The sequence below is a fragment of the Streptomyces sp. NBC_00887 genome, assembly GCF_045207585.1.
Map to the genome: position 1 here is coordinate 5399638 of NZ_CP108788.1, position 25601 is coordinate 5425238.

28 protein-coding genes are annotated in these 25601 nt (G+C 71.0%); 15 read left to right on the top strand and 13 right to left on the bottom strand.

The features are described 5' to 3' along the window. Positions 1 to 8: 8 nt before the first annotated feature. The 5 genes from OG844_RS24630 to OG844_RS24650 form a co-directional block, all read right to left on the bottom strand. Positions 9 to 2282, bottom strand: coding sequence for an MMPL family transporter (locus OG844_RS24630; protein WP_406393124.1), 2274 nt, complete (start codon positions 2280 to 2282; stop codon positions 9 to 11). 188 nt (positions 2283 to 2470) lie between these two features. Then, complete coding sequence (locus OG844_RS24635) at positions 2471 to 3166, bottom strand: copper homeostasis protein CutC (RefSeq protein WP_406393125.1); 696 nt, start codon at positions 3164 to 3166, stop codon at positions 2471 to 2473. A gap of 134 nt (positions 3167 to 3300) precedes the next feature. Further along, positions 3301 to 4161 (bottom strand): biotin-dependent carboxyltransferase family protein, encoded by an 861-nt coding sequence (locus tag OG844_RS24640; protein WP_406393127.1) that lies wholly within the window; start codon positions 4159 to 4161, stop codon positions 3301 to 3303. After that, on the bottom strand, positions 4158 to 4793 hold the full coding sequence (locus OG844_RS24645; protein ID WP_406393129.1) for an allophanate hydrolase subunit 1: 636 nt from the start codon (positions 4791 to 4793) through the stop codon (positions 4158 to 4160). Before OG844_RS24645 ends, OG844_RS24640 begins: the two co-directional genes overlap by 4 nt. Next, positions 4790 to 5539 carry a LamB/YcsF family protein gene (locus tag OG844_RS24650; RefSeq protein ID WP_406396236.1) on the bottom strand — a complete coding sequence of 250 codons (750 nt, stop codon included), beginning with the start codon at positions 5537 to 5539 and terminating at the stop codon, positions 4790 to 4792. Before OG844_RS24650 ends, OG844_RS24645 begins: the two co-directional genes overlap by 4 nt. 93 nt (positions 5540 to 5632) lie before the next feature. Between OG844_RS24650 and OG844_RS24655 the strand changes: the two genes are divergently transcribed. Both OG844_RS24655 and OG844_RS24660 read left to right on the top strand, forming a co-directional pair. Further along, the gene (locus OG844_RS24655) at positions 5633 to 6280 is read left to right on the top strand and encodes a hypothetical protein (RefSeq protein ID WP_406393131.1); all 648 of its coding nucleotides are present in this window, start codon (positions 5633 to 5635) and stop codon (positions 6278 to 6280) included. A 72-nt stretch (positions 6281 to 6352) separates the two neighbouring features. Continuing rightward, positions 6353 to 7627 carry a Cmx/CmrA family chloramphenicol efflux MFS transporter gene (locus OG844_RS24660; RefSeq protein ID WP_406396238.1) on the top strand — a complete coding sequence of 425 codons (1275 nt, stop codon included), beginning with the start codon at positions 6353 to 6355 and terminating at the stop codon, positions 7625 to 7627. Here OG844_RS24660 and OG844_RS24665 read toward each other — a convergent pair. Further along, positions 7569 to 7850 (bottom strand): DUF4031 domain-containing protein, encoded by a 282-nt coding sequence (locus tag OG844_RS24665; protein WP_406393132.1) that lies wholly within the window; start codon positions 7848 to 7850, stop codon positions 7569 to 7571. The genes OG844_RS24660 and OG844_RS24665 overlap by 59 nt on opposite strands. Next, positions 7847 to 8215 carry a hypothetical protein gene (locus tag OG844_RS24670; protein WP_406393134.1) on the bottom strand — a complete coding sequence of 123 codons (369 nt, stop codon included), beginning with the start codon at positions 8213 to 8215 and terminating at the stop codon, positions 7847 to 7849. The genes OG844_RS24665 and OG844_RS24670 overlap by 4 nt, the downstream gene beginning before the upstream one ends. A gap of 102 nt (positions 8216 to 8317) precedes the next feature. Here OG844_RS24670 and OG844_RS24675 point away from each other — a divergent pair, with 102 nt between their 5' ends. Genes OG844_RS24675 through OG844_RS24685 form a run of 3 tightly spaced genes read left to right on the top strand, consistent with a single transcriptional unit; the run spans position 8318 to position 11835 of the window. Next, complete coding sequence (locus OG844_RS24675) at positions 8318 to 9235, top strand: MurR/RpiR family transcriptional regulator (protein WP_329208596.1); 918 nt, start codon at positions 8318 to 8320, stop codon at positions 9233 to 9235. A gap of 54 nt (positions 9236 to 9289) precedes the next feature. Beyond that, positions 9290 to 10261, top strand: coding sequence for an N-acetylmuramic acid 6-phosphate etherase (murQ, locus tag OG844_RS24680; protein ID WP_406396239.1), 972 nt, complete (start codon positions 9290 to 9292; stop codon positions 10259 to 10261). Positions 10262 to 10311: 50 nt separating this feature from the next. Beyond that, positions 10312 to 11835: a PTS transporter subunit EIIC gene (locus OG844_RS24685; protein WP_406393136.1), complete on the top strand. Its 1524-nt coding sequence runs from the start codon at positions 10312 to 10314 to the stop codon at positions 11833 to 11835. 74 nt (positions 11836 to 11909) lie between these two features. Here OG844_RS24685 and OG844_RS24690 read toward each other — a convergent pair whose 3' ends face one another. Then, positions 11910 to 12677, bottom strand: a complete 768-nt coding sequence (locus tag OG844_RS24690; RefSeq protein ID WP_406393138.1) for a helix-turn-helix domain-containing protein — start codon at positions 12675 to 12677, stop codon at positions 11910 to 11912. Between the two features lie 223 nt (positions 12678 to 12900). On the opposite strand from OG844_RS24690, the gene OG844_RS24695 reads away from it, so the two are divergent. From OG844_RS24695 to OG844_RS24715, 5 genes are all read left to right on the top strand, one after another. Then, positions 12901 to 13569, top strand: coding sequence for a DUF4097 family beta strand repeat-containing protein (locus tag OG844_RS24695; protein WP_406393139.1), 669 nt, complete (start codon positions 12901 to 12903; stop codon positions 13567 to 13569). Positions 13570 to 13581: 12 nt separating this feature from the next. Continuing rightward, positions 13582 to 14550, top strand: coding sequence for an ATP-binding cassette domain-containing protein (locus OG844_RS24700; RefSeq protein WP_406393141.1), 969 nt, complete (start codon positions 13582 to 13584; stop codon positions 14548 to 14550). After that, the gene (locus OG844_RS24705; protein ID WP_406393143.1) at positions 14547 to 15332 is read left to right on the top strand and encodes an ABC transporter permease; all 786 of its coding nucleotides are present in this window, start codon (positions 14547 to 14549) and stop codon (positions 15330 to 15332) included. Before OG844_RS24700 ends, OG844_RS24705 begins: the two co-directional genes overlap by 4 nt. Positions 15333 to 15522: 190 nt before the next feature. Continuing rightward, a complete protein-coding gene (locus tag OG844_RS24710; protein WP_329208602.1) occupies positions 15523 to 15693 on the top strand; it encodes a hydrophobic protein in 171 nt (56 codons plus the stop codon). Positions 15694 to 15848: 155 nt separating this feature from the next. Further along, on the top strand, positions 15849 to 16202 hold the full coding sequence (locus OG844_RS24715; RefSeq protein ID WP_406393145.1) for a PRC-barrel domain-containing protein: 354 nt from the start codon (positions 15849 to 15851) through the stop codon (positions 16200 to 16202). Between the two features lie 289 nt (positions 16203 to 16491). Here the strand turns inward: OG844_RS24715 and OG844_RS24720 are convergent, their stop codons facing one another. Both OG844_RS24720 and OG844_RS24725 read right to left on the bottom strand, forming a co-directional pair. Next, positions 16492 to 16725: a hypothetical protein gene (locus OG844_RS24720; protein ID WP_351174530.1), complete on the bottom strand. Its 234-nt coding sequence runs from the start codon at positions 16723 to 16725 to the stop codon at positions 16492 to 16494. Next, positions 16715 to 16969 carry a hypothetical protein gene (locus OG844_RS24725; RefSeq protein WP_406393147.1) on the bottom strand — a complete coding sequence of 85 codons (255 nt, stop codon included), beginning with the start codon at positions 16967 to 16969 and terminating at the stop codon, positions 16715 to 16717. The genes OG844_RS24720 and OG844_RS24725 overlap by 11 nt, the downstream gene beginning before the upstream one ends. A 118-nt stretch (positions 16970 to 17087) precedes the next feature. Here OG844_RS24725 and OG844_RS24730 point away from each other — a divergent pair, with 118 nt between their 5' ends. After that, complete coding sequence (locus OG844_RS24730; protein WP_406393149.1) at positions 17088 to 17930, top strand: helix-turn-helix domain-containing protein; 843 nt, start codon at positions 17088 to 17090, stop codon at positions 17928 to 17930. Next, positions 17911 to 18120 carry a DUF397 domain-containing protein gene (locus tag OG844_RS24735; RefSeq protein ID WP_406393151.1) on the top strand — a complete coding sequence of 70 codons (210 nt, stop codon included), beginning with the start codon at positions 17911 to 17913 and terminating at the stop codon, positions 18118 to 18120. Before OG844_RS24730 ends, OG844_RS24735 begins: the two co-directional genes overlap by 20 nt. A gap of 19 nt (positions 18121 to 18139) precedes the next feature. On the opposite strand, the gene OG844_RS24740 is transcribed toward OG844_RS24735, so the two are convergent. Continuing rightward, positions 18140 to 18712 carry a dihydrofolate reductase family protein gene (locus tag OG844_RS24740; RefSeq protein ID WP_406393152.1) on the bottom strand — a complete coding sequence of 191 codons (573 nt, stop codon included), beginning with the start codon at positions 18710 to 18712 and terminating at the stop codon, positions 18140 to 18142. Positions 18713 to 19073: 361 nt separating this feature from the next. Between OG844_RS24740 and OG844_RS24745 the strand changes: the two genes are divergently transcribed. Next, a complete protein-coding gene (locus OG844_RS24745) occupies positions 19074 to 19919 on the top strand; it encodes a hypothetical protein (RefSeq protein WP_406393154.1) in 846 nt (281 codons plus the stop codon). A 32-nt stretch (positions 19920 to 19951) separates the two neighbouring features. Here OG844_RS24745 and OG844_RS24750 read toward each other — a convergent pair whose 3' ends face one another. Then, on the bottom strand, positions 19952 to 21121 hold the full coding sequence (locus OG844_RS24750; protein ID WP_406393156.1) for a serine hydrolase domain-containing protein: 1170 nt from the start codon (positions 21119 to 21121) through the stop codon (positions 19952 to 19954). A 148-nt stretch (positions 21122 to 21269) separates the two neighbouring features. Continuing rightward, the gene (locus OG844_RS24755; RefSeq protein WP_406396241.1) at positions 21270 to 23858 is read right to left on the bottom strand and encodes a glycoside hydrolase family 9 protein; all 2589 of its coding nucleotides are present in this window, start codon (positions 23856 to 23858) and stop codon (positions 21270 to 21272) included. 320 nt (positions 23859 to 24178) lie between these two features. Here OG844_RS24755 and OG844_RS24760 point away from each other — a divergent pair, with 320 nt between their 5' ends. Both OG844_RS24760 and OG844_RS24765 read left to right on the top strand, forming a co-directional pair. Continuing rightward, on the top strand, positions 24179 to 24769 hold the full coding sequence (locus OG844_RS24760; protein ID WP_406393158.1) for a sigma-70 family RNA polymerase sigma factor: 591 nt from the start codon (positions 24179 to 24181) through the stop codon (positions 24767 to 24769). Continuing rightward, positions 24766 to 25554 (top strand): anti-sigma factor domain-containing protein, encoded by a 789-nt coding sequence (locus tag OG844_RS24765; RefSeq protein WP_406393160.1) that lies wholly within the window; start codon positions 24766 to 24768, stop codon positions 25552 to 25554. Before OG844_RS24760 ends, OG844_RS24765 begins: the two co-directional genes overlap by 4 nt. Positions 25555 to 25601 lie beyond the last annotated feature (47 nt).

A 25601-nucleotide genomic window follows, 5' to 3' on the forward strand; every position in this document is an offset into this window, starting at 1 on the left:
TCACCCGGTCACCCGGTGCCGGTTCCTTCCGCCTCCACCTTCGGAAGGATCCGGTCCAGCCAGCGCGGCGACCACCAGGCGGCACGGCCCAGCAGGGTCATCACGGCGGGCACCAGGAGCAGCCGGACGACGGTGGCGTCGATGAGCACGCTCGCCGCGAGTCCGAGGCCCAGCATCTTCACGACGATGTTGTCGCTGATCAGGAACGCCGCGAAGACGCTGACCATGATCAGGGCCGCGCAGGTGATGACCCGGGCGGTGATCTCCAGGGCGTGCGCCACGCTGGCCTTGGGGTCCTGGGTGCGCAGCCAGGACTCGTGGATCCGGGACAGCAGGAAGATCTCGTAGTCCATGCTCAGCCCGAACACGATGGCGAACATCATCATCGGCACGTAGCTCTCGATCGGGACATCGCCCGACACCCCCAGTGCGGGCCCGCCCCAGCCCCACTGGAAGACGGCCACCACGACGCCGTACGAGGCCGCGATCGACAGCACGTTGAGGACGGCCGCCTTGACCGCGACGAGCAGCCCCCGGAACACGGCCAGGATCACGAGGAAGGCGAGGCCGACCACCACCACGATGATCAGGGGCAGTCTGCTGGAGACGATGTCCAGGAAGTCGACCTGGGCGGCGGTCGTGCCGGTGACGTACGTGTTCGCAGCGGTGCCGGAGACCGCGTCGGGCAGGACGTCGTCCGTCAGCCTGTTGGTCAGTTCCGTGGTTCTCTCGTCCTGCGGCGCGGCCACGGAGTACGCGGTGGCCGTGAGGACGTCCCCGTCCGACGTGGGGGTGAGCGGGGTGATGAGGGCGGCGTCCGGCACCTTCGTCAGGGCCTGCTGGGCCTGGGACTCCAGCGCGGACCTGTCGTCCTGTGCGACCGCGCTCTGGTCGATCACGAGCGTCAGCGGACCGTTCGAACCCGGCCCGAACGCCGAGGTCATCAGGTCGTAGGCGCGCCGGTCGGTGAAGGACTTGGGGTCGGCGCCGTCCCCGATGTGGCCGAGCTGGATGAAGAAGAGCGGAAGGGCGAGGACGGCCAGCACCACGACACCGCCGGTCAGGAACCACCACGGCCTGCGCTCGACGCGTTGTGCGTAGCGGTGCCAGGTACCGCCGCTGCCGTGAGCCTCCTTCCCGGCGTCCACCCCCGTCCCGGCAGCCGTCTCCGGGTCCGCCTCCGTCTCCGCCACCGGTTTGCGTACGTGGATCCGGTCGATGTGCCGCCCGATCAGTCCGAGCATGGCCGGCACCAGGGTGAGGGCGCCGAGGACGGCCGTGACCACGGTGACGGCCGCGGCCAGGCCGAGCTTGCCGATGAACGAGATCCCGGAGACCCACAGTCCGCAGAGGGCGATGATCACCGTGCACCCGGAGAGGAGTACGGCCCGCCCGCTGGTGGCGGTGGCCATCCCGGCGGCGGTCACCGGATACCTGCCGTCCATGAGGTTCTGGCGGTGCCGGGTGACGAGGAACAGCGCGTAGTCGATCCCGACCCCGAGCCCGATCATCGTGGCCAGCGTCGGTGAGACGGTGGCGAAGGTCATCGCGGCGGCCAGGAGCCCCAGCAGGGCCAGCCCGAAGACGACGCAGACGAGGGCGGTCACCAGGGGCAGCAGTGCGGCCAGGAGGCTGCCGAAGCCGATCAGCAGCACCAGGACGGCCACCGCGAACCCGATGGCCTCGCTCGTCCGGTCGTTCGCCGCGGGCCGGTCCAGCTCGCCCAGCGGACCGCCGTACTCCACTTCGACGCCCTCGGCACGCAGCGGCTGGACGGCCGCGTCCACCCCGTCGAGATAGCCGTCGCCCAGGGTCGAGGGCTGCACGCTGAAGCGGACGGTGATGTACGCCGTCTTCCCGTCGGTGGAGAGCGGCCCGACGTTCGGCGTGGTCGTGGGGGTGTCCGACGAGAGGGGGTTCTGGACCGACAGCACGTCCGGCAGCTTCTGGAGACCGGCCACGACGGTCGAGACCTCGCTGCTGACGGCGCTGAGCGGCCCGCCCGGATCGTGCACCACCACCTGGCTGCTGTAGCCGCCCGCCGAGGGAGCGTGCGCCTCCAGGACGTCCAGTCCGTCCTGCGACTGGGTTCCGGGGATCGAGAAGTCGTCGGAGTAGTCGCCCCCGTACACGTGCTGCAGAGCCTGGGCCCCGGCGAGCGCGGCCAGCCACAGGACGATGACGATCACGAAGTGGCGCGCGCACCATTCCCCGGTCCGGCGCAGCACGCCCGCGCGGCTCGACCGCGCACCACGGCCGTCGACGGACTGGGACAGTGGCATGGGGACTCCGGGGGGTGGAGCGGCGCACCAGGGACACTCAGCATTCAAGTTCCGATACGGCGCCCCGGCACTCCCGGAGTGACGGAACGGGTGACGACGGGTGACGCGCCCGGCGCCTGCCGGAGTCGCCGGACAGGACGCCCGGCGCCTGCCGGAGGTGCACGTACAGGACGCCGGGCGCCCGCACCTCACCCGTCGAGCACGGCGCGCCACTCCCGTACGGCCGCCACGTCGACGGGCTCCGACCAGCCGCCCGGCCGTGCCGCCCCGCCGATGTGGAAGGCGTCGATGCCCGCGGCGAGCAGCCGCGGCAGGTGTTCCAGGCGCAGTCCGCCGCCCACCAGGATCCGCGGTTCGTAACCGGGCAGGCCCGAGGCCGTGCGAGCCGCTTCGGCCAGCAGTGTCGGAATGCCCTCGTCGACTCCGTCCGCCGAGCCCGCCGTCAGGTACGTGTCCAGGCCGGGCAGTTCCGCGAGGTGCTTGCGCAGGGCGTCCCGGTCCACGGCCCTGTCGATCGCACGGTGGAAGGTCCAGCGGCAGCCGTTCAGCTCGGCGACGAGGCGCTCGACGGCGACGAGGTCGACGTGGCCGTCCCGGTCGAGGAAGCCGAGCACGAACTCCTCGGCGCCTTCGGCCCGCATCTCGCGTGCCTTCTCCACGAGGACGTCGATGTCGCCCACCGCGAACCCGTCGGCGACCCGGAGCATCACACGCAGCGGGATGTCCACGGCGGACCGGATCTCCGCGACGGTCTTCGGGGACGGTGTCAGGCCGTCCGCGGCCATGTCGGTGACCACTTCGAGGCGGTCCGCACCACCGGCCTGAGCTGCGACCGCGTCCTCCGCGTCGAGAGCGATCACCTCCAGGACTGCACGGTTGCTCATGGGGTTCCATTCCTTCGGAGCGGCTGCAGGTCTAGTCCAATGACCAGCCTACGGGGCGGTCGCCCGAGGGCGCAGCTCCCCATGAGAACGCATGGCTCCTGAACATAACGCGCGACGGTGACGGTTCCCCGGCGCTACGCCCGCACGAACCTCACGCGCGTCCCCGGAACCGCCTGCGCGGCCCCCGCCAGGGCCGACTCGGCGACCACACCGACGACCGGGTAGCCGCCCGTCGTCGGATGGTCGTTGAGGAACACCACGGGCCGCCCGTCCGGCGGCACCTGGACGGCGCCGAGCACCATGCCCTCGCTCGGCAGTTCCCCGTCGCGTGCGCGTTCCAGGGCGGGCCCTTCCGTACGCAACCCGATGCGGTTGCTCTGCGCCGAGACCCGGTACGCGGCGGTCGTCAGCGTGCGGAGCGCGGCCCCGGTGAACCACGCCTGGCGGGGGCCGGGGTACAGCGGGAGGATCAGCTCGCCGGGCGCGCCCGGCCACGGCACGGCGTCGACGGGCGGGCAGCCGGGCCCCTGCCCAAGGGGCAGTACGTCACCGTCGCGCAGGACCGGAGGGCCGAGCCCCGAGAGCAGGTCGGCCGACCGGCTGCCGAGCACCGGTTCGGGCACCAGGCCGCCGCCGAACGCCAGATAGCTGCGCAGGCCGTGCACCGCGGGCCCGGCCTCCAGTACGGCACCTTCCGGTACGCGCACGGGCGCACCCCACGCCACCGGCCGCCCGTCCACCGTCACCCGGCAGCCCGCGCCGCCGACGACGGCGGTCACGGACCGGGCACCGGACAGGCGGACCGCGCAGCCCGTGAGCGTGGTCTCCAGGACGGCCGCGTCCGGTGTGTTGCCGACGAGCCGGTTGGCCAGCCGCCGGGCGGGCCCGTCCAGCGCCCCCGCCCGGGGCACCCCGAGGTGTGCCCAGCCGGTCCGTCCCTCGTCCTGCACCGTCGTCAGTGACCCGGCCCGGACCACATGGAGCGCGGGGCTCATCCGGGTACCCCTGCCGCCACGAAGCGCACGCGTGCCCCCGGGCCGAGCAGCGCAGCCGGTTCGCGGGCGGGGTCCCACAGGGCGCCCGGTTCCGGCATCCGGCCGACGATCTGCCAGCCGCCGGGCGAGGGGCGCGGGTACACCCCGGTGTACGGCCCCGCGAGGGCCAGCGCACCGGCGGGCACCCGGGTCCGCGGAGTGGCGCGGCGCGGTACGTGCAGATGCTCGGGCAGCCCCGTGAGGTACCCGAACCCGGGTGCGAATCCGCAGAACGCCACCCGGAACTCCGTACCGGCGTGGATGAGCGGTACGTCGGCGACGGCGACGCCCCAGGCCTCGGCCACGTCGCCGAGATCCGGGCCGTCGTAGACGACGGGGATCTCGACGGCCTCCCCGGCGCCCCGGTGCAGCGGCGGTATCTCCCAGGCCGGCAGCCGATCGGCCAGCGAGCGGTCCTCCACCCCGTCCAGCAGTACCGTCCGGGCCCCGGGGACGATCTCGCGCACCGCCGGCAGGGAGCCGTCCGCCCGACGGCGCAGCAGCTCCGCGTGGAAGGCCTCCGCGTCCTCCGGGGAGGCGAGCTCCACCAGGAGGGCACCGGGGCCGGCGGAAAGCACCCGTATCGCGCTCATGCGAACGCCCGCACGGACACGCCCGCGTCCTCCAGCGCCGCACGGACCCGTCCGGCGATCGCCGCCGCCCCGGGGGTGTCCCCGTGGACGCACAGGGAGCGCGCGCCGACCCGTATGCGGCTGCCGTCCGCGGCCGTCACGGCCCGCTCGACGGCCATGCCGACACTGCGGCGTACGACCTCGTCCGCGTCGTGCAGCACCGCGCCCTCCTCGCCGCGCGGCACGAGCGTGCCCTGCGGGGTGTACGCACGGTCGGCGAAGGCCTCCTCGACGGCCGTCAGGCCGGCCGCCCCCGCACGGTCGAGCAACCGCGATCCGGGCAGCCCCAGGACTGCCGGACGGCCGCCCGCGAGCAGCACGCCCTCGATGACGGCCGCCGCCTGCTCGTCGTCCCGGACGGTGCGGTTGTACAGGGCTCCGTGCGGTTTGACGTACGAGACCGTGGAGCCCGCCGCCTCGGCGAAGACCCGGAGCGCGCCTATCTGGTACGCGATCTCGGCGGTGAGTTCGGCGGACGGCACGTCCATGGCCCGGCGTCCGAACCCGGCGAGGTCGCGGTAGGAGACCTGCGCCCCGATCCGCACCCCCCGGGCAGCCGCCGTGTCGCAGACCCGCCGCATCACGGAGGCGTCGCCCGCGTGGAAGCCGCAGGCCACGTTCGCGCTGGTGACACAGGTCAGGAGCGCCTCGTCCTCGGTGAGGGTCCATCGCCCGAACCCCTCGCCGAGGTCCGCGTTGAGATCCATCAGGATGTGCGTGGGGTCCACCGGTTCCTTCACGGCCGCACGCTAACGACAGTTCGGCGAACCGACAAGATCCGGCAGTTCTAAGGTCGTCCCATGACCGACACCGCCGACACCCTCCGCAGCCGCTGGCAGGACGCCCTCGTCGCCGCGCGGGGCGGAGCCCCCGGCCCCGACCCGCTGCCGTACGCCGACAACCTCCTGGCCCGCTGGGCCGAACCGCAGCGGCGCTACCACACCACCGCCCACCTGACCCAGGTCCTGGACCGCGTCGACACCCTCGCCTGCCATGCCGCCGACCCGGACCTGGTGCGCCTCGCCGTCTGGTTCCACGACGCCGTCTACCGCCCCGACCGCACCGAGAACGAGGAACGCAGCGCGGCCCTCGCCGAGCGCGCCCTCGCCGAGGCGGGCGTCCCCGGAGCGGCCACGGCCGAGGTCGCCCGGCTGGTCCGGCTGACCGTCACCCACGACCCGGCGGACGGCGACACCAACGGCGAGGTGCTGTGCGACGCGGACCTGGCGATCCTGGCGGCGGCCCCGAAGGAGTACGCGACGTACGCGGCACAGGTGCGCGAGGAGTACGGCTTCGTGCCGGACGACGCGTTCCGTGACGGCCGGGCCGCCGTCCTGCGGCAGCTGCTGGGCCTGCCCCGGCTGTTCCGTACGCCCCACGGGGTCGCCGCCTGGGAACCGCGGGCCCGGCAGAACCTCACGACGGAGCTGGACCTGCTCACCCACTGATACGCGGGAATTCCGAGGTCGGGGGCACTGTTGGTGACTGTCATGCCCGACTCCGCTTCCAGCCGTCCCCGTATGCCACTGGCCGTGTACATCCTGGGCCTCTCGGTCTTCGCTCTCGGTACCAGCGAGTTCATGCTGTCGGGGCTGCTGCCCCCCATCGCCGACGACATGGACGTGTCGATTCCGCAGGCCGGACTCCTCATATCCGCGTTCGCCATCGGCATGGTGGTCGGCGCCCCGCTGTTGGCCGTGGCCACGCTCCGGCTGCCACGCCGCACGACACTCATCGCCCTCATCTCGGTCTTCGGCCTGGGCCAGATCGCGGGCGCGCTGGCTCCGACGTACGAGGTGCTCTTCGTCTCCCGGGTGGTGAGCGCCTTCGCCTGCGCGGGCTTCTGGGCGGTCGGGGCTGCGGTCGCCATCGCGATGGTGCCGATGAACGCGCGGGCCAGGGCGATGGCCGTCATGATCGGCGGGCTGTCGATCGCGAATGTGCTGGGTGTGCCGCTGGGGGCGTTCCTCGGGGAGCACCTCGGCTGGCGTTCGGCGTTCTGGGCGGTGGGCGCCGCGTCCGCCGTGGCCCTGGTCGGGGTCGCCACCCGGATTCCGCGTATACCGCTGCCGGACGAGAAGCCGCAGCTCAAGCGCGAGGTCGCCATCTACCGGGACCGCCAGGTGTGGCTGTCGATCGTGATCACCGCGCTCGCGGCGGGCGGTGTCTTCTGCGCGTTCAGCTACCTCGCGCCGCTGCTGACGGACGTCGCCGGGCTGAGCTCGGGCTGGGTGCCGTGGGTACTGGCGCTGTTCGGGGTCGGTGCGGTGGTCGGTACGACGATCGGCGGCCGGGTCGCGGACGCGCACCTCTTCGGGGTGCTGCTGAGCGGCATCACGGCGTCGACGGTCTTCCTGGTGGCGCTGGCCCTCTTCGCGTCGAATCCGGTCGCGGTGGTCGTCCTCGCGTTCCTGCTCGGCCTGTCCGCGTTCTACACGGCCCCGGCGCTCAACGCCCGGATGTTCAACGTCGCGGGCGTCGCCCCGACGCTGGCCGGTGCGACGACGACGGCCGCGTTCAACCTCGGCAACACGAGCGGCCCGTGGCTGGGCGGCACGGTCATCGACGCGGACTTCGGTTTCCCGGCCACGGCCTGGGCGGGCGCCGGGATGATGGTGCTCGGCCTGGCGGCCGTGGTGGTCTCGATGCGGCTCGGCGGCAGCGGCAGGCCGTCGCGGCGGGTCGCGGGCGGGAAGGACACGGGCGCGCGTGCGGGTGCGGCGGTGCCCGCGCAGGTCACTGCGGAGCGGACGGCACAGGGCGCCCCTTCGGCCGCCGCAGTCCCGCGGCGGTGATGCGGCGCACGATCTCCTTCGAGCCGACCTCCTTCGCCCCGGCGCGCACCGCGTCCTCGTAATGCGCCTCGGGCACGTCGTAGTGGTCGCGCTCGAACGCACGCGGCGGGCAGCCGATCGCGGCGGCGAAGGCGTGCAGCTCCTCGAAGGACACGTCACTGACCAGGTGCGACCACATACGTCCGTGCCCCGGCCAGGTCGGCGGGTCGATATAGACGGTCACCGGCCCAGCACTCCGGCGAGCGCCCCCACGGGCGCCACGGACACGGTCGCCTTCGTGCAGACCCAGTGCGGATCGGGTCCGAGCTCCGGCTCCACGTCGAGCGCGTGCGGCCCGTCCTCCGTGCACACCGGGCACAGCGGCCAGCGGCCGTAGCGCTTCAGCAGCGCGTCCTGGACGTCCTGCGCTATCAGGCCGGTGACGAAGGACACGCCCTCGGGCCACTGCTCGACCCACCACCGCCGGTGGACCACCGCGTCCTCGACCAGCGAGACGATCTCGGCCTGGGCGACGTCGCCCGCGACGAGGTCGGCCATGACCAGCGCACGCGCCGTGTGCAGCTCCTGCTCCAGGGTGTTCAACTCCATGACCCCATTGTCACCCGGGCGCCGCGGGCGTCGGCCTTGATCCTTCACAGGTAGGGACCAAAGGGGGTTGACGGCCTTCCGTCGTGAAAATATCTTTCACATGTGACCAATGACGTGAAGGAAAGTTTCAGCGCCGATTCCCCGCCCGCGCCGGCGGCCCTCGCGGCCAAGGTGCGGACCCTCGCCCCGTCCATGACCCGCTCCATGCAGCGGGTCGCCGAAGCCGTCGCGGGTGACCCCGCCGGGTGCGCCGCCCTCACCGTCACCGGTCTCGCCGAACTCACCGGCACCAGCGAGGCCACCGTGGTCCGCACCGCCCGACTCCTCGGCTACCCCGGCTACCGGGACCTGCGCCTGGCCCTCGCGGGCCTCGCCGCCCACCAGCTGTCCGGCCGCGCACCGGCCGTCACCGCCGACATCGCGGTCGACGACCCGATCGCCGACGTCGTGACCAAGCTCGCCTACGACGAGCAGCAGACGCTCGCCGACACCGCCGCCGGTCTGGACACCGTGCAGCTCGGCGCCGCCGTCGCCGCAGCCGCGACCGCCCGCCGCATCGACATCTACGGCGTCGGCGCCTCCTCGCTCGTCGGCCAGGACCTGGCGCAGAAGCTGCTCCGCATCGGGCTGATCGCCCATGCCCACATGGACCCGCACCTCGCCGTGACCAACGCCGTGCAGCTCCGCTCCGGCGATGTGGCCATCGCGATCACGCACTCGGGTTCGACCGGTGACGTCATCGAGCCGCTCCGGGTCGCCTTCGACCGCGGCGCGACGACCATCGCGATCACCGGCCGCCCGGACGGACCGGTCTCGCAGTACGCCGACCACGTCCTGACCACGTCCACCGCCCGCGAGAGCGAGCTGCGGCCGGCCGCCATGTCGAGCCGTACGAGCCAGCTCCTCGTCGTCGACTGCCTGTTCATAGGCGTCGCCCAGCGCACGTACGAGACGGCCGCCCCGGCACTGGCCGCGTCGTACGAGGCGCTCGCCCACCGCCGTACCCCTCGCACCCGCTGATCCACGCCCGCACCCGCTGAACCGCACATGAACGAGAAAGCAGAGCCGCTGTCCATGACCTCCACCGCCGACACCGACGCCACGACCGCCGACTCCGCCGACGGCTACGGCGAGCTGCGCGCCCAGCTCGCCACGCTCACCACGGAGGCGTTCCGCCCCGAGCTCGCCGATATCGACCAGCTCCCCACGCAGGACATAGCGCGGATCATGAACGGCGAGGACGGCACGGTCCCCGCAGCCGTCGCCGACAAGCTGCCGCAGATCTCCGCCGCGATCGACGCCACCGCCGAGCGCATGGCGCGCGGCGGTCGGCTGATCTACGCGGGTGCCGGCACCGCGGGCCGCCTCGGCGTCCTCGATGCCAGCGAGTGCCCGCCCACCTTCAACACCGACCCGTCCGAGGTCGTCGGGCTGATCGCGGGCGGCCCCTCCGCCATGGTCAAGGCCGTCGAAGGCGCGGAGGACAGCAAGGAGCTGGCCGCCGCGGACCTGGACGAGCTGGGCCTCACCGCCGACGACACGGTGGTCGGCATCTCCGCCTCCGGCCGTACGCCGTACGCCATCGGGGCCGTCGAGCACGCCCGTGCCAAGGGCGCACTCACCATCGGCCTCTCCTGCAACGCGGACTCCGGGCTCGCCGCGGCCGCCGAACACGGCCTGGAGATCGTCGTCGGCCCGGAGCTGCTCACGGGCTCGACCCGCCTCAAGGCGGGCACCGCCCAGAAGCTCGTCCTCAACATGCTCTCGACGATCACGATGATCCGGCTCGGCAAGACGTACGGGAATCTGATGGTCGACGTGCGCGCTTCCAACGAGAAGCTGCGCGCCCGCTCCCGCCGGATCGTCTCCCTGGCGACCGGCGCCTCCGACCAGGAGATCGAGGCGGCGCTCGCCGCCACCGACGGCGAGGTCAAGAACGCCATCCTCACCATCCTGGGCGAGGTCGACGGCCCCACCGCCGCCACGCTCCTGGCCGACTCCCACGGCCACCTCCGTGCCGCCCTCGCGGCCGTCCGCACCACCTGACCCCCCGCTGCACCACTCCCGCACCCCCGCACAGCAAGGCACCACGCACCATGGCTACTGAAGACAAGAACCGCGCCACCGCCGCCGCGATCCTTCCGCTCGTCGGTGGCGCAGCGAACGTCAGCACGATCGCCCACTGCATGACCCGGCTCCGGCTGGGCCTGCACGACCGCTCGCTCGTCGACGACGACGCCCTCAAGGCCCTCCCGGCCGTCATGGGCGTGGTCGACGACGACACGTACCAGATCGTCCTCGGTCCGGGCACCGTCGCCCGGGTGACCCCGGAATTCGAGCAACTGGTCGAGGAGGAGCGCGCCTCGGCCGCCCCCGTCGTCCACACCTCCGAGGAGCTGGCGGCGCAGGGTGCGGCCATCAAGGCGCAGCAGAAGGCGAAGAACGCCACCCCGTTCAAGCTGTTCCTGCGCAAGATCGCGAACATCTTCGTCCCGCTGATCCCGGCCCTCATCGGCTGCGGCATCATCGCCGGCCTCAACGGACTGCTGGTGAACCTCGGCCGGCTGACCTCGGTCACGCCCGCCCTGGCGGCGATGGCCTCCGGTTTCATGGCCCTGATCGCGGTCTTCGTCGGCTACAACACGGCGAAGGAGTTCGGCGGTACGCCGATCCTGGGCGGTGCGGTCGCGGCGATCATCGTCTTCCCCGGCGTCGCGAACATCGACGCCTTCGGCCAGACCCTCTCCCCCGGCCAGGGCGGCGTCCTCGGCGCGCTCGGTGCCGCGGTCCTCGCGGTGTACGTGGAGAAGTGGTGCCGCCGCTGGGTGCCCGAGGCCCTGGACGTCCTGGTCACCCCGACCCTGACGGTCCTGATCTCCGGCCTGGTCACGATCTTCGGCCTGATGTACGTGGCCGGCGAGGTCTCCTCCGCCATCGGTACGTTCGCCGACTGGCTTCTCTCCACGGGCGGCGCGGGCGCGGGCTTCCTGCTCGGCGGCTTCTTCCTCCCGCTGGTGATGCTGGGCCTGCACCAGGCCCTGATCCCGATCCACACCACGCTCATCGAGCAGCAGGGCTTCACCGTCCTGCTCCCGATCCTCGCCATGGCCGGCGCCGGCCAGGTCGGCGCGGCGGCTGCGGTCTACCGGCGCCTGCCGCGTAACGAGTCGATCCGCAGGACCATCAAGTCCGCCCTCCCCGCAGGCATCCTGGGTGTCGGCGAGCCCCTGATCTACGGCGTCTCGCTCCCCCTCGGCCGCCCGTTCATCACGGCCTGTGTCGGCGGTGCCTTCGGCGGCGGCTTCGTGGGCCTGTTCAACCAGCTCGGCGACTCGGTCGGCTCCACGGCCATCGGCCCGTCCGGCTGGGCCCTGTTCCCGCTCCTGGACGGCAACCACGGTCTCGGCTCGACGATCGCGATCTACGCGGGCGGTCTGGCGGTCGGCTACGTCGCCGGGTTCGTCGCCACGTACTTCTTCGGCTTCAGCCAGGCCCTGCTGACGGAGTTCAACGTCTCCCAGGAACCGGTCCCGTCGACGGTCGCCGCCACGGGCGGCCACCCCGTCACGGACCCGGGCACCGCCCCCGGCGCCCCGGCGAAGGAATCCGCCGGGGTCTGATCGACCCACGCACACCCGCCTGAGCCGTCGGCGGTACCCGGTCCACGACGACCGGGTACCGCCGACGCGCGTTCTCAGGACGGCCGTACGTCGTCCGGGCGCGGCTCGGCAGTGGCACCCGGGGTCGCTTCGGATGTCGCGGAGAGGACATCGCGGGCCTGTTCCGCGGCGCGGGTGATGCTCTCGTTGACGAAGTCGAGGAAGCGGGCGATGTTCTCGAGGCGGACGCCGGCCGGGGTGTCGTGGCCGAGGACGCCCACACCCTCCCGTGCGGTCTCGACGAGCTGGGCGGTGGACCGGGCGCTGGCCATCATCGACTGGTACCAGACGTCGTTGTCGACGATGTAGCGCTCGCGGCGGCGATCGTCGCGTTCCCGGCGGACGAGGCCCTGGCCCTCGAGGAACGCGACCGACTTGGAGATGGACGCCGGGCTGACCTGGAGGCGCTCCACGAGCTCCGACGCGGTGAGGCTGCCCGCGTCGGTCGTGTAGAGACAGCCCAGCACCCGGGCCATCATCTTGTTGGACAGGCCCGTCTGCATGATGACGTCGGTGAACGTCTCCTCGTACTCGCGCACCGCTTCGGCATCGCGTCCGTAGGGCTGCGGGGACGCCTTCTGGTCCCGGGGCGCGGCCGGCCTGCGCTGGTGGGTGCGGCGTTCGGTGGCGCGGTGCGCCAGGTCGGCGCGGTAGGCGGCGGGGCCGCCGTTGCGCATCACCTCACGCGTGATCGTCGAGGTCGGACGGTCGAGCCCTCTGGCGATCTCCGCGTAGGCGAGTCCGTCGGCCAGCCCCAGCGCGATCTGCTGGCGTTCCTGCTGAGTGAGCCTGCCTCCCGGCATCGCGATCTCCTTCGTTCTCCCTTGGTGCCGTCAGCATAGCGTTCACGCTCATCCTATTGCAACGAACGAGCTGACCCTTGTTGCATTAGAAGGCAGACCATTGCAACGATTTCTCGACTCTGACCAGCATTGATGGCGAATTCGCGCAACGAGTGCGTTGCCAGATCTTCGAACGCAACGTAGCGTTTCACTCATCAGAAACACGGAGCCGAAGGAGAGAACGATGCAGAAGTTCGACACCCCCGACCAGGTCTCGACCGTCCTCGACATCCCCGCGGGGCGCATCCGGTTCATCGCCGCCGACCGGGCCGACACCACGGTCGAGGTCCTGCCCGCCGACGCCTCGAACAGCCGCGACATCAAGGCGGCGGAGCGCATCACCGTCGAATACGCCGACGGCGTCCTGCGGATCGGGGCCGCGCCGGCGAAGAACCGGATCCTCGGCAGCTCCGGATCCGTCGAGATCACCATCCAGCTGCCCGCCGGTTCCCACATCGAGGCGAAGGCCGCCGACTCCGAGCTCCGGGGCGTCGGACGGCTCGGCGACGTCGCCTTCGAGGGCGCGCAGGGCTCGGTCAAGCTCGACGAGGCCGCGAGCGCCCGCCTCACCCTCCTCGCCGGCGACGTCTCGGTCGGCCGCCTGGGCGGCCCCGCGGAGATCAGCACCCAGAAGGGCGACCTCCGCATCGCCGAGGCCATGGGCGGCACGGTCACACTGCGCACCGAGTCCGGCGGCATCTCGGTCGGCGCCGCCCGCGGAGTCTCCGCCTCGCTGGACGCCGGTACCGCCTACGGCCGGATCGACAACGCGCTCAAGAACACCGACGGCGCCGCCGCTCTGAACATCCACGCAACCACGTCCTACGGCGACATCACCGCCCGCAGCCTCTGAGGAGCACGCATCATGACCAACCTGGCCATCGCGGCGAACGAGCTGCGCAAGTCCTACGGCGACAAGCTCGTAATCGACGGCGTCGACCTGACCGTCCCCGAAGGAACGGTCTTCGCCCTGCTCGGCCCGAACGGCGCCGGCAAGACCACCGCCGTCAAGATCCTCTCCACCCTCATCAGCCCCGACCCCGCCTCCGGCGAGATCCGCGTCGGCGGCCACGACCTCGCCGCCGATCCGCAGGCGGTGCGTGCCGCGATCGGTGTCACGGGGCAGTTCTCCGCCGTGGACGGGCTGATCACCGGCGAGGAGAACATGCTCCTCATGGCGGATCTGCACCACCTGTCCAAGCAGGAGGGGCGGCGGGTCGCCGCCGAACTTCTGGAGCGCTTCGACCTCGTCGAGGCGGCGAAGAAGCCCGCCTCCACCTACTCCGGCGGCATGAAGCGCCGCCTCGACATCGCGATGACCCTGGTCGGGAACCCGCGGATCATCTTCCTCGACGAACCGACCACCGGCCTCGACCCGCGCTCCCGCCACAACATGTGGAAGATCATCCGCGAGCTCGTCGCCGACGGCGTCACCGTCTTCCTCACCACCCAGTACCTGGAGGAGGCCGACGAACTCGCCGACCGCATCGCGGTCCTGAACGACGGAAAGATCGCCGCCGAAGGCAGCGCCGACGAGCTGAAGCGGATCGTCCCCGGCGGGCACGTCCGCCTCCGCTTCACCGACCCGGCCGCCTACCGGTCCGCCGCCTCCGCCCTGCGTGAGGTGACCCGCGACGACGAGGCACTGTCCCTGCACATCCCCAGCGACGGCAGCCAGCGCGAACTGCGCACCATCCTCGACCGGCTGGACTCGGCCGGCATCGAGGCCGACGAACTCACCGTCCACACCCCCGACCTCGACGACGTCTTCTTCGCCCTGACCGACGCAAGCGTGCCCACCCAGTCCAGCCGGCCCAAGGAGGCTGTCCGATGAGCTCCTTCTCCCTTGCCGTCCGCGACTCATCCACGATGCTCCGCCGCAACCTCCTGCACGCCCGCCGCTATCCGTCCCTCACCCTGAACCTGCTGCTCACCCCGATCATGCTGCTGCTGCTCTTCGTCTACATCTTCGGCGACACCATGAGCGCCGGCATCGGCGGCGGGGACCGCTCCGCGTACATCGCCTACATCGTCCCCGGCATCCTGCTGATGACGATCGGCTCCACCGTGGTCGGCACCGCGGTGTCCGTCTCGGGCGACATGACCGAGGGCATCATCGCCCGCTTCCGCACCATGGCCATCCACCGCGGGTCGGTGCTCTTCGGACACGTCGCCGGCAGTGTGCTGCAGGCGATCATCAGTGTCGTCCTCGTCGGGGCCGTCGGCGTGGCCATGGGCTTCCGCTCCACGGATGCCACCTTCCTGGAGTGGATCGCGGCATTCGGGCTGCTGGCACTGGTCTCCCTGGCGTTCACCTGGATCGCGGTCGGGATGGGCATGGGCAGCCCCAACGCGGAGGCGGCCAGCAACAACGCCATGCCGCTGATCCTCCTGCCGCTCATCTCCAGCGCCTTCACCCCCGTCGACTCGATGCCCGGCTGGTTCCAGCCGATCGCCGAGTACCAGCCCTTCACCCCCGCCATCGAAACCCTGCGCGGACTCCTCCTCGGCACCGAGATCGGCAACAACGGATGGATCACCATCGCCTGGTGCCTGGGCCTCACCGTCCTCGGCCACCGCTGGTCGAAGGCGCAGTTCGACCGCGACCCCAAGTAGGCGCCATGTCACGCGGGCCGCGACCCGCCCACCCCGACAAGGCCCGTGGCCGCCATCCCCCGATGGCGGCCACGGGCCTTTCGCCCGCACCACCGTGGGCCGTCCCGTGACGGCTCCGAGAAGAATTCATGGATGATCCGGGTGTAAGCAATTACTTCAAGGGCACCAGAAGCCTTGGAGGTTGATAACAATGGTTCCCCTTATCCTCGTTCTTCTGCTCGCCCTGATTCTCTTCGGTGCCGGATTCGCTCTCAAGGCGCTGTGGTGGATTGCCATTATCGTCCTGGCTGTGTGGCTGATCGGCTTTGTCGTCCGCCCGACGGCGAGCGGCGGCCGACGCGGCCGGTGGTACCGCTGGTAGAAGGCCTTCACCAGCACATGACGATGCGGGTGGGCCCGGACTCCGATTCCGGGCCCACCCGCATTCTTCATTCCCGTCGAACGGCATGCGTGCGTTCCCGAAATGGGGGCACACGAGTCAGCGAACACGAAAGACCGTCGCGAAAGGAGCCAATGATGAACAGCAATCTGTGGGGTTACCAGCCGACAAGCGGTCACACCTCCGGCGCCGACCTGACCGGTTACTCGGTCGAGGCGACGGACGGAAGCGTAGGAAAGGTCGACAAGCATTCCGACGAGGCGGGCTCGGCCTACCTCGTCGTCGACACCGGAGTCTGGATCTTCGGTAAGGACGTCCTGCTGCCCGCCGGCACGGTCAAGGGCATCGACACCGAACACCAGAAGATCTTCGTCGACCTGACCAAGGACCAGATCAAGGACTCCCCGGAGTTCGACCGGCACAAGCACACGACCGACCCGGGCTACCACGCCCAGCTCGACAGCTATTACACGAGCTACCGCCTCATGTAGGACCACACGACGCCGCTTGAGAGGCGGGGGTCGGCCCGGACACACGGGCGGACCCCCGCCGTTCAGCTGTCCGGGCAGTGCCTGCCAACTCCCCAACGCCGACGGCACATCGACAGGTGGCTCCGTCGAGCGTTCACTGAGCACGACGGCGCAAGGCTGTGGTGCTCCGGAACCTCCGGACAAAGCCTTCATTTTCGCTTCGCCCTGACCCCGCGGAACGCAGGACATGTCCCTGCGACCGTCTGGAGGCAGCAATGCTGCTCTGGGTTCTGCGGCCGAGGCCTCCCCGTCACGGCAGCCGCCCCTCCCGGTTGATCTCCGTCACCCGGGCCCGCAGCACCAGCCCCGGCGGGGCCGGCCGAACGGCTTCGGGCGGACAGTCCCACTCCGCACCGCCACCCGGCGGACGCAGCTGTACGTACGGTCCGACGCGTCCCATCACCCGGCCCACCCGCCCGTCGCGGCCGTCCACCGCGAACGATCCGGGCTCCGGCAGGCACGGTTCAAGTCCTTCAACTGTCATGAGCCGCCGCCGTTTCCCGCTTCTTCTCCGCCAGCGCGGCACTCAGCCGCAGCGCCGTGTCGATCGTGCAGCGACCGAGGTCGACCAGTGGCACCGGCTCGTTGCCCGCACACGACACCGGGTCGATCCGCAGGGACGGGAGCTTCACACCGACCCCCGCCAGCCCGGCCCGCAGGCGCGCCACCGCGTCCTCGGCCGCCCGCACTCTGCCCGCTGCCTCTTTGCGCCGTTCTGTAGCCGTCATCATGATCTTCCCCATTTCCACGCTGAGTAGTTGCCATGCCTACTCAGCGTGTCCAATTCCTCGCTACCGTGAAAGAGGTGCAGTTCCAACACCCGCACGTGTGTCACAGGGAGTCGCCATGCCCGGGCCGAAGAAGCTCGACCCCTCGTCCTCACCCCGCGCCCTCCTGGGCGCCGAACTCCGCCACAGACGGGAGACCGCGGGCCTCTCCCAGGACGAGCTGGGCACACCCCTGTTCGTCAGCGGCTCCTTCATCGGCCAGCTGGAGGCCGGGACGCGACGAATGCAGGCGGACCAGGCGCAGAAGCTGGACGAGGTGCTGAAAGCAGGCGGGTTCTTCGCGCGGAACTGCGTCGCGCTGAAGCAGTCGAAGTACCCGGACCACTTCGCGGAGGCGGCGGAGGCGGAGCGACTTGCGAGCACCATCAAGGAGTACGCGCCCCTACTCATGCCGGGGCTGCTGCAGACGGAGAGGTACGCACGGGCAGTGTTCCGCGCCTACCGGCCGACGGCCACGGAGGCTGTGATCGATGACCTGGTTGCAGCACGGTTGGAGCGGGCTCAGCTCCTCGCCGATCCAACAACACCCATGTTGTGGGCGGTTCTGGATGAGGCTGTGTTACGCAGGAAATCGGGTGGGGCCGCGGTGATGGCGGGCGCACTGCAGCACGTGGCTGCGCTGGCCCACCAGCATCGGGTGATTGTCCAGGTGCTGCCCTTCTCGGCAGGCGCGCACATGGCCCTCGAAGGCCAGCTGAAGCTGATGTCGTTCCCCGACGCCCCTCCGCTCGCCTACCTCCAGGGCCTGGGCACCGGCCACTTGCAGGACGATCCGGCAACCGTCAGGCACTACGAACTGACCTACGATCTCGTTGCGGCCAGCGCATTGTCACCGGAAGCGTCCCTGGCCCTGATCGAGTCGGTTGCGGAGGATTACGCCCATGAAGATCAGCAGCTCTGACTACGACCTGTCCACGGCGACCTGGCACAAGTCCTCGTACAGCGGGGGAAGCGGCGGTGACTGCCTGGAGGTCGCAGACGGTCACCCCGACATCGTTCCCGTCCGGGACTCCAAGGTGGCCGACGGCCCGGCGCTCGTGTTCCGGACCGCCGCGTGGGCGGCCTTCGTCACCGGCCTCAAGCACCCTTAGGCGGATCGGCGAGCACCGGTCAGCGGACGACGTCGAAGACGTTCTTCTGCAGGCCGTTGGGGTACGCCTCGTGCTCGACGAGCCGCAGCTTCTGGGTGTCCTTGTCCGTGTCGCTGAACAGGCGCTTGCCCGCGCCGAGCAGGAGCGGGAAGACGAGCAGGTGGTAGCGGTCGATCAGGCCGGCGTCCGAGAGGCTCCGGTTGAGGGCGGCGCTGCCGTGGACGATGATCGGGCCGCCCTCGGTCTCCTTCAGCGCGGCGACCTCGTCGAGCGAGCGCAGGATCGTGGTCGAGCCCCAGTCCGAGACCAGCGCGTCCTCGGAGAGCGTGGTGGAGACGACGTACTTCGGCATGACCTTGTAGTCGGCGAAGTCCTCCATGCCCGGCCAGACCGGGCTGAACGCCTCGTAGCTGGCCCGGCCCAGCAGCATCGCGGCGGCTTCCTTCTGCTCCCGGCCCTTGATTTCGAACGCTTCGGGGAGGAACTCCACGTCCTTGAAGGTCCAGCCCGAGTTCCGGTAGCCGGGCTCGCCGCCCGGGGCCTCCACGACGCCGTCGAGTGAGATGAAGGCGGTGGTGATCAGGGTGCGCATCGAAGGTCTCCAGAAGTCTCGGTGTGCTCTTGTATCGATTCTCAACAGGGTTGACTGCGGATCGTGCAGAAACTCATCGATCATCACCGGACCGGGGCTCAAGCGGCGAGTTCCGAGCGCTCTTTCAGCGGAATGGGTGGAGGGATTGTTTCCCACCCGCCCTCCCTGCCTGGCGGGTTGACTTTTCGTGACCGACTTGCAACGGACGGTGGCGACGCTCTAGCGTTCCGAATGACAAGCGACCCCCGCCCGGTGCGGGAACACCTGACAGGGGTCTGACCACCTCGATCGAAAGCGCGATCCGATGGCTGCGAGCCAGTTTAGTGCTGCCCCCTCCACCCCGTACGAGCCCCCGCACCCGATGGCCAATCCCGGCTACGGCAAGCGCTCGGCTCCGGACCAACGACCCTGCAGTGAGCGCGATTTCGCGCAGCTGCCGCCCCGTGAGGCGGCCGTCGCCGCGTACATCGACCGGCTGCCCGACGGCGCCGACATCTCCGTGAAGACGCTGGCCAAGTGGCTCCCGTACGGGCAGTGCGCCCTGCGTACCGCCCTCAACCGGATCCAGGCGGCCGGGCATCTGCGCCGGGGCAGTGAGTGCGTCGCGACCGACGAGGTGCTGCTCTGGGTCACCCGGACGTTCTTCTCCCGGACCGCTCGCGACGACGACTGGTGGGCGGCCTTCACCCGGGGCGACGTACCGCAGGAAACCCAACGCCCCACGCGCTCGCGGGCGTTCGTCCTGCTGGCCGCCCTGGGCCGTACCGCACCCTCGCTGAGCCTGTCGGCGGCGGACTGCGTGAGCCTGGAGCCGCAGGTCAGCGAGTGGTTCGAGCGGGGCGCCACCGAGGCGGAAACAATGCGTGCCCTGACCGAAGGGCTCCCGGCCGTCGTCCACCACCCCGCGTCCCTCGTCCGGCGCCGCCTCATCGACAAGCTGCCGCCCGAGCGGACCCACCCGGGCCCCCGGACCGTCCTGCGCACCCTGGAGTGCAGCGTGTGCCGTGCACCCGGCAGCCCCGAGGCGCTGCGCGGCGGCCGGTGCGGTCCGTGCCGGGAAGAGCCGCTGGACACCCCCGCCGGTCCCCCGGGAGCCGTGCCCACCAGCGGGGTGCGCGAGCGGATGACGGCGGTCCGGGCGGGCCTCGTGCCACGGCAGGACAGGACCGTCAGGGCCAAGGAGTCCATGGCCCGCACCCGGCGCTGAACACTCGCCTCAACCGCCTTCCCCCCGGTCCGTCATCGGCAGAGCGCGTTGTCGACGAGGGTGCGCAGTGCGTCCTCCTGCCGGGCCGCCACCACCGGGTCCGCGGAGCGGCTGTGCGCCGAGACGGTGACCGTGCGGCGGCCGTCGGCGGTGGCTGCGGCCCGGACGACGTAGCCGAAGCCGCTCCCGCCGTGTCCGAGGTACTCGCCGCCGCAGGACAGCGGGGTCAGGAACAGTCCCAGGCCGTCCCGGGTGCCCTCCGGGTGGCCCGCCCCCGGCGGCACCGGAACGGTCGTGCGCATCTCGGCGCGTTCCGCGGGCCTCAGCAGCCGTCCGGAGGCCAGGGCTCCGTAGAACCGGTTGAGGTCGCGGGCCGTACCGGTCATCGATCCGTCGGCGCCGCTGTCGAAGGGGCGGTAGGGGATCGTGGTGTCGGTCATCGGGCCGTCCTGGGCGAACTGCTGGTAGTTGGCTGTGTGCGGGTACGGGAGATGGGGCGAGGTGCCGGGCGTGTCCGTGTGGCGCATGCCGAGGGGGCGCAGGATGCGGTCGTGGACCTGCTGCTCCCAGGACCGACCGGTGACCGCCTCGACGATCATTCCGGCGAGGACGTAATTGGTGTTGGAGTAGGCCCAGCGGGTGCCCGCCGGGAAGTCCGGCTCGTGCCGCATCGCCAGGGCGACCAGTTGCTCGGGCCGGTAGGCACGCCACCGTTCGGCGTAATAGGTCCGCACGCCGGGGTCGGGGAGGACGTCGCCGATGTAGTCGTGCAGGCCGCTGGTGTGCCGCAGCAGGTCGCGGACCGTGATCGTCCGGCCGTCGTTGCCCGCCCCGGACACGGTGCCGGGCAGGAGCTCCTCCACCGTCCGGTCGAGGGACAACCGCTTCTCACCCACCAGTTGCAGGACGACGGTGGCGACGAAGGTCTTGGTGGTGCTGCCCAGCCGCAGATGACCGCCGTCGACGACCGGGCCACGGCCGACCAGGTCCTGGACGCCCGATACGGCCGTGACCGCTCCGCCCGGAGCGTCCAGGCGGACGGACACCCCTGTCACGCCGGTATCGCGCAGCGCGTCGGCGTCGCGCTGCAGGGTCGGACCCGCAGGTCCGGTACGCGGGGCTGCGGAAGCGGCGGTGGGTGGGAGGGCGCACAGCGCCAGTGTCAGAGCGGCAGTTGACAGCCATAAGCGACGGAAGACCATGATCCGAGGCTAGGAACGGCCGGTGCTGCCCGGCCATCCGGCGCACACCCCTACGGAACGGGTGACAGCCGGATGGACAGCCGCGTGGCACCCGGGCGCGGTGTCCGCCGGGAGGCGGGCCGCACCCGGGCACGATCGCGGGCGGGGATCAGCCCGAGCTGCAGGAACGGCCGTTCAGCTTGAACGTGCTGGGGGCGGCCGCCGCACCGGAAGCCCTGGTGTTGAACCCGAAGTCGACCGTGGCACCCGGCGCGATCACCCGGTTCCAGGACAGCGGCCGGGCGCTGAGCGTCCTGCCGTGCTGGTCGAACTCGGCGCTCCAGGTGTGGCTGACCGCCTGCTCACCGGGCAGGAGCCAGGTCAGCTGCCACGGCGAAACGGGCTCCGAGCCGGTGTTCTTGAGCTTCACCGTGACCGTCGAGCCGCTGTTCCAGGGGTGCGAGGTGTAGGAGACCGCGCACGTGCGCGACGCGTTCGCCCGTCCGTCGCCCGCGTCGTCCAGATACGAGGCGATGAAGGCGAGCGGCGCGTTCCAGTTGATGGTCACCTCGTTGGTCGCCCAGGAGCCGATGTCGTCGAGGTAGCACATCGCGGGTGCGCAGCCGCCCAGCTTCTCCGCGGCAACCGGGTCACCGGCGGCGACGGCCGTGAGGTTCGGTCCGCCCGCGATCGAGCCGGCCGGCGGATGGGGAAGGTCCGGGTCGTTCTGGTGCGCCCAGAAGCGGTGGTGCTGGTTACGGGAGTCCCGCTCGCCATAACCGGTGACGTACGACCGGTTGAGGGGATTGCGGCCGAGGAGGTAGTCCGCACCGCTCAGCACCGCGTCCTGGTACACGGCTTCGCCGGTCAGGTCGTGGGCCGTGGCCAGCACGACCATGTTGTTGAGGACCTGGCTGTTGGAACCCCAGACGTAGTCCTGGTCCTTGGGGGCGTACGGGAGCCCGTACACCTGCGCACGGGACTGCGCGGCGTAGCGGTCGGCGGCCGTGGTGACGACGGAGCGGACCTCACCGAGCTGTGCCGTGCTCAGGCCGTTCGGCACGGTGGCCAGCGTGAGCACGCCCAGTCCGCCGGTGGAGGCCCACGAGATTCCGCCGCCTGCCGGGAAGACCGCGTCGGTGTCACCGTGCAGGGCGGAGGAGAGCACGGCCTGACGGAACGCGTCCTCACCCGTCGTGGTGAACAGCTCCGCGGCGGCCCAGTAGAACTCGTCCGAGACATCGCCGTCGCTGTAGGTGCCACCACCCGTGCCGTCGTTCGGGTCGGCGAGGACGTCCGGGTGCGCCTCGGCCGCGGCCCAGGCGGAACGGGCGGCCTTCAGGCAGCGGCCCGCGAAGGCCGCGTCGAACGGGGCGTAGAGCCGGGCACACTGGGCGGCCGCGGCGGCCAGGTTGAGCGTGGCGGCCGTCGAGGGCGGGTGCAGCTCACGCTGCTGGGGGTCGAGGTGCGGGGCCAGCGGCAGACCGGTCCATGCGGCATCGTGCATCTTGTGGTGGGCCATGCCGGCCAGCGGCTCACCGGCCGGGACCTGCATCCGCATCAGGAACTCCAGCTCCCAGCGCGCCTCGTCGAGGATGTCCGGTACGGCGTTACCCCGCTCCGGCACCCGCAGCGCGCCGTCCCCGAACTCCGCGGACTCGGCATCGGCGGCGGTCAGGGTGCGCTCGTACGTGGCCATGAGCTGGGCCACCGAGATCCCTCCGTTGACCACGTACTTCCCGTGGTCGCCCGCGTCGTACCAGCCGCCCGACACGTCCAGCCGGTAGTCACAGACTCCGGGCTGGCACGGGACGTCCGTGTCCCCCTTGTTGGGCGCCACACCGATGTGTCCGGCCGGTCGCGCGTAGGCGTCGCCGACGAGGTCCGCGTCGATGGGGATGCCGCTGCGGTTGTGGTAGAAGTACGCCAGCGCGTCGGAGCGCAGGCTGTCGTACAGGTCGGCGCGCAGCGAGAACGGCTCACTGACCTGGCCGTCGATCTCGACGGTGTACCCGTCGCCCGCGGTGGTCAGGCTGCTGAAGTCGAAGGTGTGGACCCGCAGCCGTGAGCTCGGGTCCTCTCCCTGCGGGACGGTCGTGCCGGTGGCGGCCGTCGTTCCGTCGGCGCCCTTCACGGACCAGGGAAGCGGTGCGTCGGCGTCGGTGACCACTGTGCCCTTCTTGGGGCCGTGGGGCAGATATCCGACCTGGTTGACGCGGACCGGCGACCCCGTGTCCGGCTCGTACACGGGCGGCTCGGCTCCGCCGCGCAGCGACACGTCGTCGAGGCAGAAGGTGGTGGCGCTGTCGCCGCCCCCGATCTGAAGGGCGACCTGGGCGCCCGCACGGTCGGCCGAGGCGGTGAAGACGTGGGTGACCGTCACGACGTCCGGTCCGACGGGGTCGGCGGTGGCGAGCTCCGTGGCGTACGGCGCGGTGGCCTCCTGGACGCGGGTCTGGACGGTGAGGGGTTCGGTCGACGTGGCCGTGTAGCTGAGCGCGTAGCTCTCGCCCGCCACGATCGGGATGTCGTTCTGGCCGATGATGACGTCCCACGGGTTGACCGTGCCGGCCGGGACCGCGGCGCAGAGCCGGCCATCGGTCACCGCGCCGGACGTGTTGGCCGTCCACCACCAGGGGGCGGTACCGGCGGCGAAGTCGCCGTTGGCTATCTGTTCGGGGCCGGGATCGGCCTCCTGGGCACCGGCCGTACCGGGCACCGCCAGCGCCGCTGCGAACAGTAAGGCGGCGGCTGACATTCCGAACACGCGCCGCCCCCGCCGGGGGCGGGCGGGTGCGGGCCGCGCGGAGAGTGGTGAGGCATTCACCGGGAGGACCTTTCGTCGACGGGGTGGGGCCGGGAACACAGAAATGGGAGCGCTCCCACAGCATTGTGGGGGCGGATCGGCTGTTCCGCCAGGGTCATGACAGAGAATGCGGCGACGGTCCGGGCAGGCCTTGCCGTGCGGCAGGAATTCACCGCTTCGATACACATACAGAGCCTTCGTCGCCATTGGGTGCTTATATCGCTCAGGGAGCGGTCGCCGTGCCCACATCGACAGGTCAGCGAGGTATCCAGGTGCAATCCGCCGATCGCGGAGGGGAAGCCGGGCAGCAGACGGAGGAGCCCGATCTGGACCAGCTGATGCTCTGGACCGCCGAAGGGGACCGGGAGGCCTTCACCGGTGTCTACGACAGGGCCGCCGGGCCCGTGATGGGCCTCGTTCACCGGGTGCTGCGGGATCCGGCGCAGTCGGAGGAGGTGGTCCAGGACGTGCTGCTCGAAGTGTGGCGTACGTCCGGCCGGTTCAAGCCCGACCGCGGCAGTGCGATGACCTGGATCATGACCCTGGCGCACCGCCGGGCGGTGGACCGCGTACGGGCGGCACAGGCCGGCGCGGACCGCGAGCGCAAGGCAGCGTTGATGAACTCCGGGACGCCTTTCGACGAGGTGACCGAGCGGGTGGAGACCCATCTGGAGTGGCAGCAGGTGCGCCGCTGCGTACGCGCCCTCACCGACATCCAGCGCGAGTCCGTGACGCTCGCCTACTACGGCGGCCTCACCTGCAAGGAAGTGGCGCAGTCGCTGTCCGTACCGCTGGGGACGGTCAAGACCCGCTTGCGGGACGGGCTGATCCGGCTGCGCGACTGCCTGGGAGCGAAACCGTGAGCCACGTGGACCCGCACGAGTCCTCCGGCGCCTATGCCCTGCACGCACTCACCGAGGACGAACGCCTGGACTTCGAGCGGCATCTGGAGTGGTGCGAGTCCTGCAGCCGGGAGGTCGCCGAGCTGCAGGCCACGGTCGCACTGCTGGGGCGAGCGACGGCGGTGACGCCGCCCGCCGCCCTGCGGGAGGAGGTCCTCCGCAAGGTGGCCGACACGCCGCAGGAGACGCGGGAGACACCCGGCCCGCACGAGGTACCCGGGCCGCAGGAGGTGCCCTTGCCGCAGGCCGACGGTACGGCCCGCAGCCAGGCGCGGCAGTTGCCGCGCCTGGCGCTCGCGGCCTCCGTGGTGGCCGTCCTGGCAGCCGTCGGCGTCGCCACGTGGCAGTACCGGGAAGCGGAGGACGCCAGGGCGGCGACCCAGCGGGCACAGGAGCGGCAGGACAGCGTGGCGCGGGTGCTCACGGCTCCCGACGTACAGGTCGAGACGCAGGAGCTGCGCGGCGGCGGCACAGCCACGGTCGCCGTGTCACGCAGTGAGGACGCGGCCACGCTCGCCGTGTCCGGCCTGCCGCAGCTTCCTGCGGACAAGGTCTACGAGGCCTGGTTCGTCGAGGACGGAACGCCCGTGCCTGCCGGGCTGCTCAGCCGGAATCCGGGGCGTCAACTGTCCCTGCTGGAAGGGTCGGTGGACGATGCCACCGCGGTGGCCCTGTCCGTCGAACCGGCCGGAGGGTCCCCGCAGCCCACCACCGTCCCGTTCGGCTCGGTCGACCTCCCTGCCTGAGGCGGGCGACTGAATATTTTTCGCGATCCACCCCAAACCTTCTCCAC

Bases quoted from the DNA above. Each gene is read 5' to 3' on its own strand.
- murQ (WP_406396239.1), top strand. From the start codon at position 9,290: ATGACCTCCACCGCCGACACCGACGCCACGACCGCCGACTCCGCCGAC.
- OG844_RS24650 (WP_406396236.1), bottom strand. From the start codon at position 5,539: ATGGATCTCAACGCGGACCTCGGCGAGGGGTTCGGGCGATGGACCCTC.
- OG844_RS24735 (WP_406393151.1), top strand. From the start codon at position 17,911: ATGAAGATCAGCAGCTCTGACTACGACCTGTCCACGGCGACCTGGCAC.
- OG844_RS24630 (WP_406393124.1), bottom strand. From the start codon at position 2,282: ATGCCACTGTCCCAGTCCGTCGACGGCCGTGGTGCGCGGTCGAGCCGC.
- OG844_RS24655 (WP_406393131.1), top strand. From the start codon at position 5,633: ATGACCGACACCGCCGACACCCTCCGCAGCCGCTGGCAGGACGCCCTC.
- OG844_RS24700 (WP_406393141.1), top strand. From the start codon at position 13,582: ATGACCAACCTGGCCATCGCGGCGAACGAGCTGCGCAAGTCCTACGGC.
- OG844_RS24715 (WP_406393145.1), top strand. From the start codon at position 15,849: ATGAACAGCAATCTGTGGGGTTACCAGCCGACAAGCGGTCACACCTCC.
- OG844_RS24710 (WP_329208602.1), top strand. From the start codon at position 15,523: ATGGTTCCCCTTATCCTCGTTCTTCTGCTCGCCCTGATTCTCTTCGGT.
- OG844_RS24695 (WP_406393139.1), top strand. From the start codon at position 12,901: ATGCAGAAGTTCGACACCCCCGACCAGGTCTCGACCGTCCTCGACATC.
- OG844_RS24635 (WP_406393125.1), bottom strand. From the start codon at position 3,166: ATGAGCAACCGTGCAGTCCTGGAGGTGATCGCTCTCGACGCGGAGGAC.
- OG844_RS24670 (WP_406393134.1), bottom strand. From the start codon at position 8,215: ATGGAGTTGAACACCCTGGAGCAGGAGCTGCACACGGCGCGTGCGCTG.
- OG844_RS24705 (WP_406393143.1), top strand. From the start codon at position 14,547: ATGAGCTCCTTCTCCCTTGCCGTCCGCGACTCATCCACGATGCTCCGC.
- OG844_RS24745 (WP_406393154.1), top strand. From the start codon at position 19,074: ATGGCCAATCCCGGCTACGGCAAGCGCTCGGCTCCGGACCAACGACCC.
- OG844_RS24720 (WP_351174530.1), bottom strand. From the start codon at position 16,725: ATGACAGTTGAAGGACTTGAACCGTGCCTGCCGGAGCCCGGATCGTTC.
- OG844_RS24660 (WP_406396238.1), top strand. From the start codon at position 6,353: ATGCCACTGGCCGTGTACATCCTGGGCCTCTCGGTCTTCGCTCTCGGT.
- OG844_RS24645 (WP_406393129.1), bottom strand. From the start codon at position 4,793: ATGAGCGCGATACGGGTGCTTTCCGCCGGCCCCGGTGCCCTCCTGGTG.
- OG844_RS24740 (WP_406393152.1), bottom strand. From the start codon at position 18,712: ATGCGCACCCTGATCACCACCGCCTTCATCTCACTCGACGGCGTCGTG.
- OG844_RS24730 (WP_406393149.1), top strand. From the start codon at position 17,088: ATGCCCGGGCCGAAGAAGCTCGACCCCTCGTCCTCACCCCGCGCCCTC.
- OG844_RS24725 (WP_406393147.1), bottom strand. From the start codon at position 16,969: ATGACGGCTACAGAACGGCGCAAAGAGGCAGCGGGCAGAGTGCGGGCG.
- OG844_RS24755 (WP_406396241.1), bottom strand. From the start codon at position 23,858: ATGTCAGCCGCCGCCTTACTGTTCGCAGCGGCGCTGGCGGTGCCCGGT.
- OG844_RS24750 (WP_406393156.1), bottom strand. From the start codon at position 21,121: ATGGTCTTCCGTCGCTTATGGCTGTCAACTGCCGCTCTGACACTGGCG.
- OG844_RS24685 (WP_406393136.1), top strand. From the start codon at position 10,312: ATGGCTACTGAAGACAAGAACCGCGCCACCGCCGCCGCGATCCTTCCG.
- OG844_RS24640 (WP_406393127.1), bottom strand. From the start codon at position 4,161: ATGAGCCCCGCGCTCCATGTGGTCCGGGCCGGGTCACTGACGACGGTG.
- OG844_RS24690 (WP_406393138.1), bottom strand. From the start codon at position 12,677: ATGCCGGGAGGCAGGCTCACTCAGCAGGAACGCCAGCAGATCGCGCTG.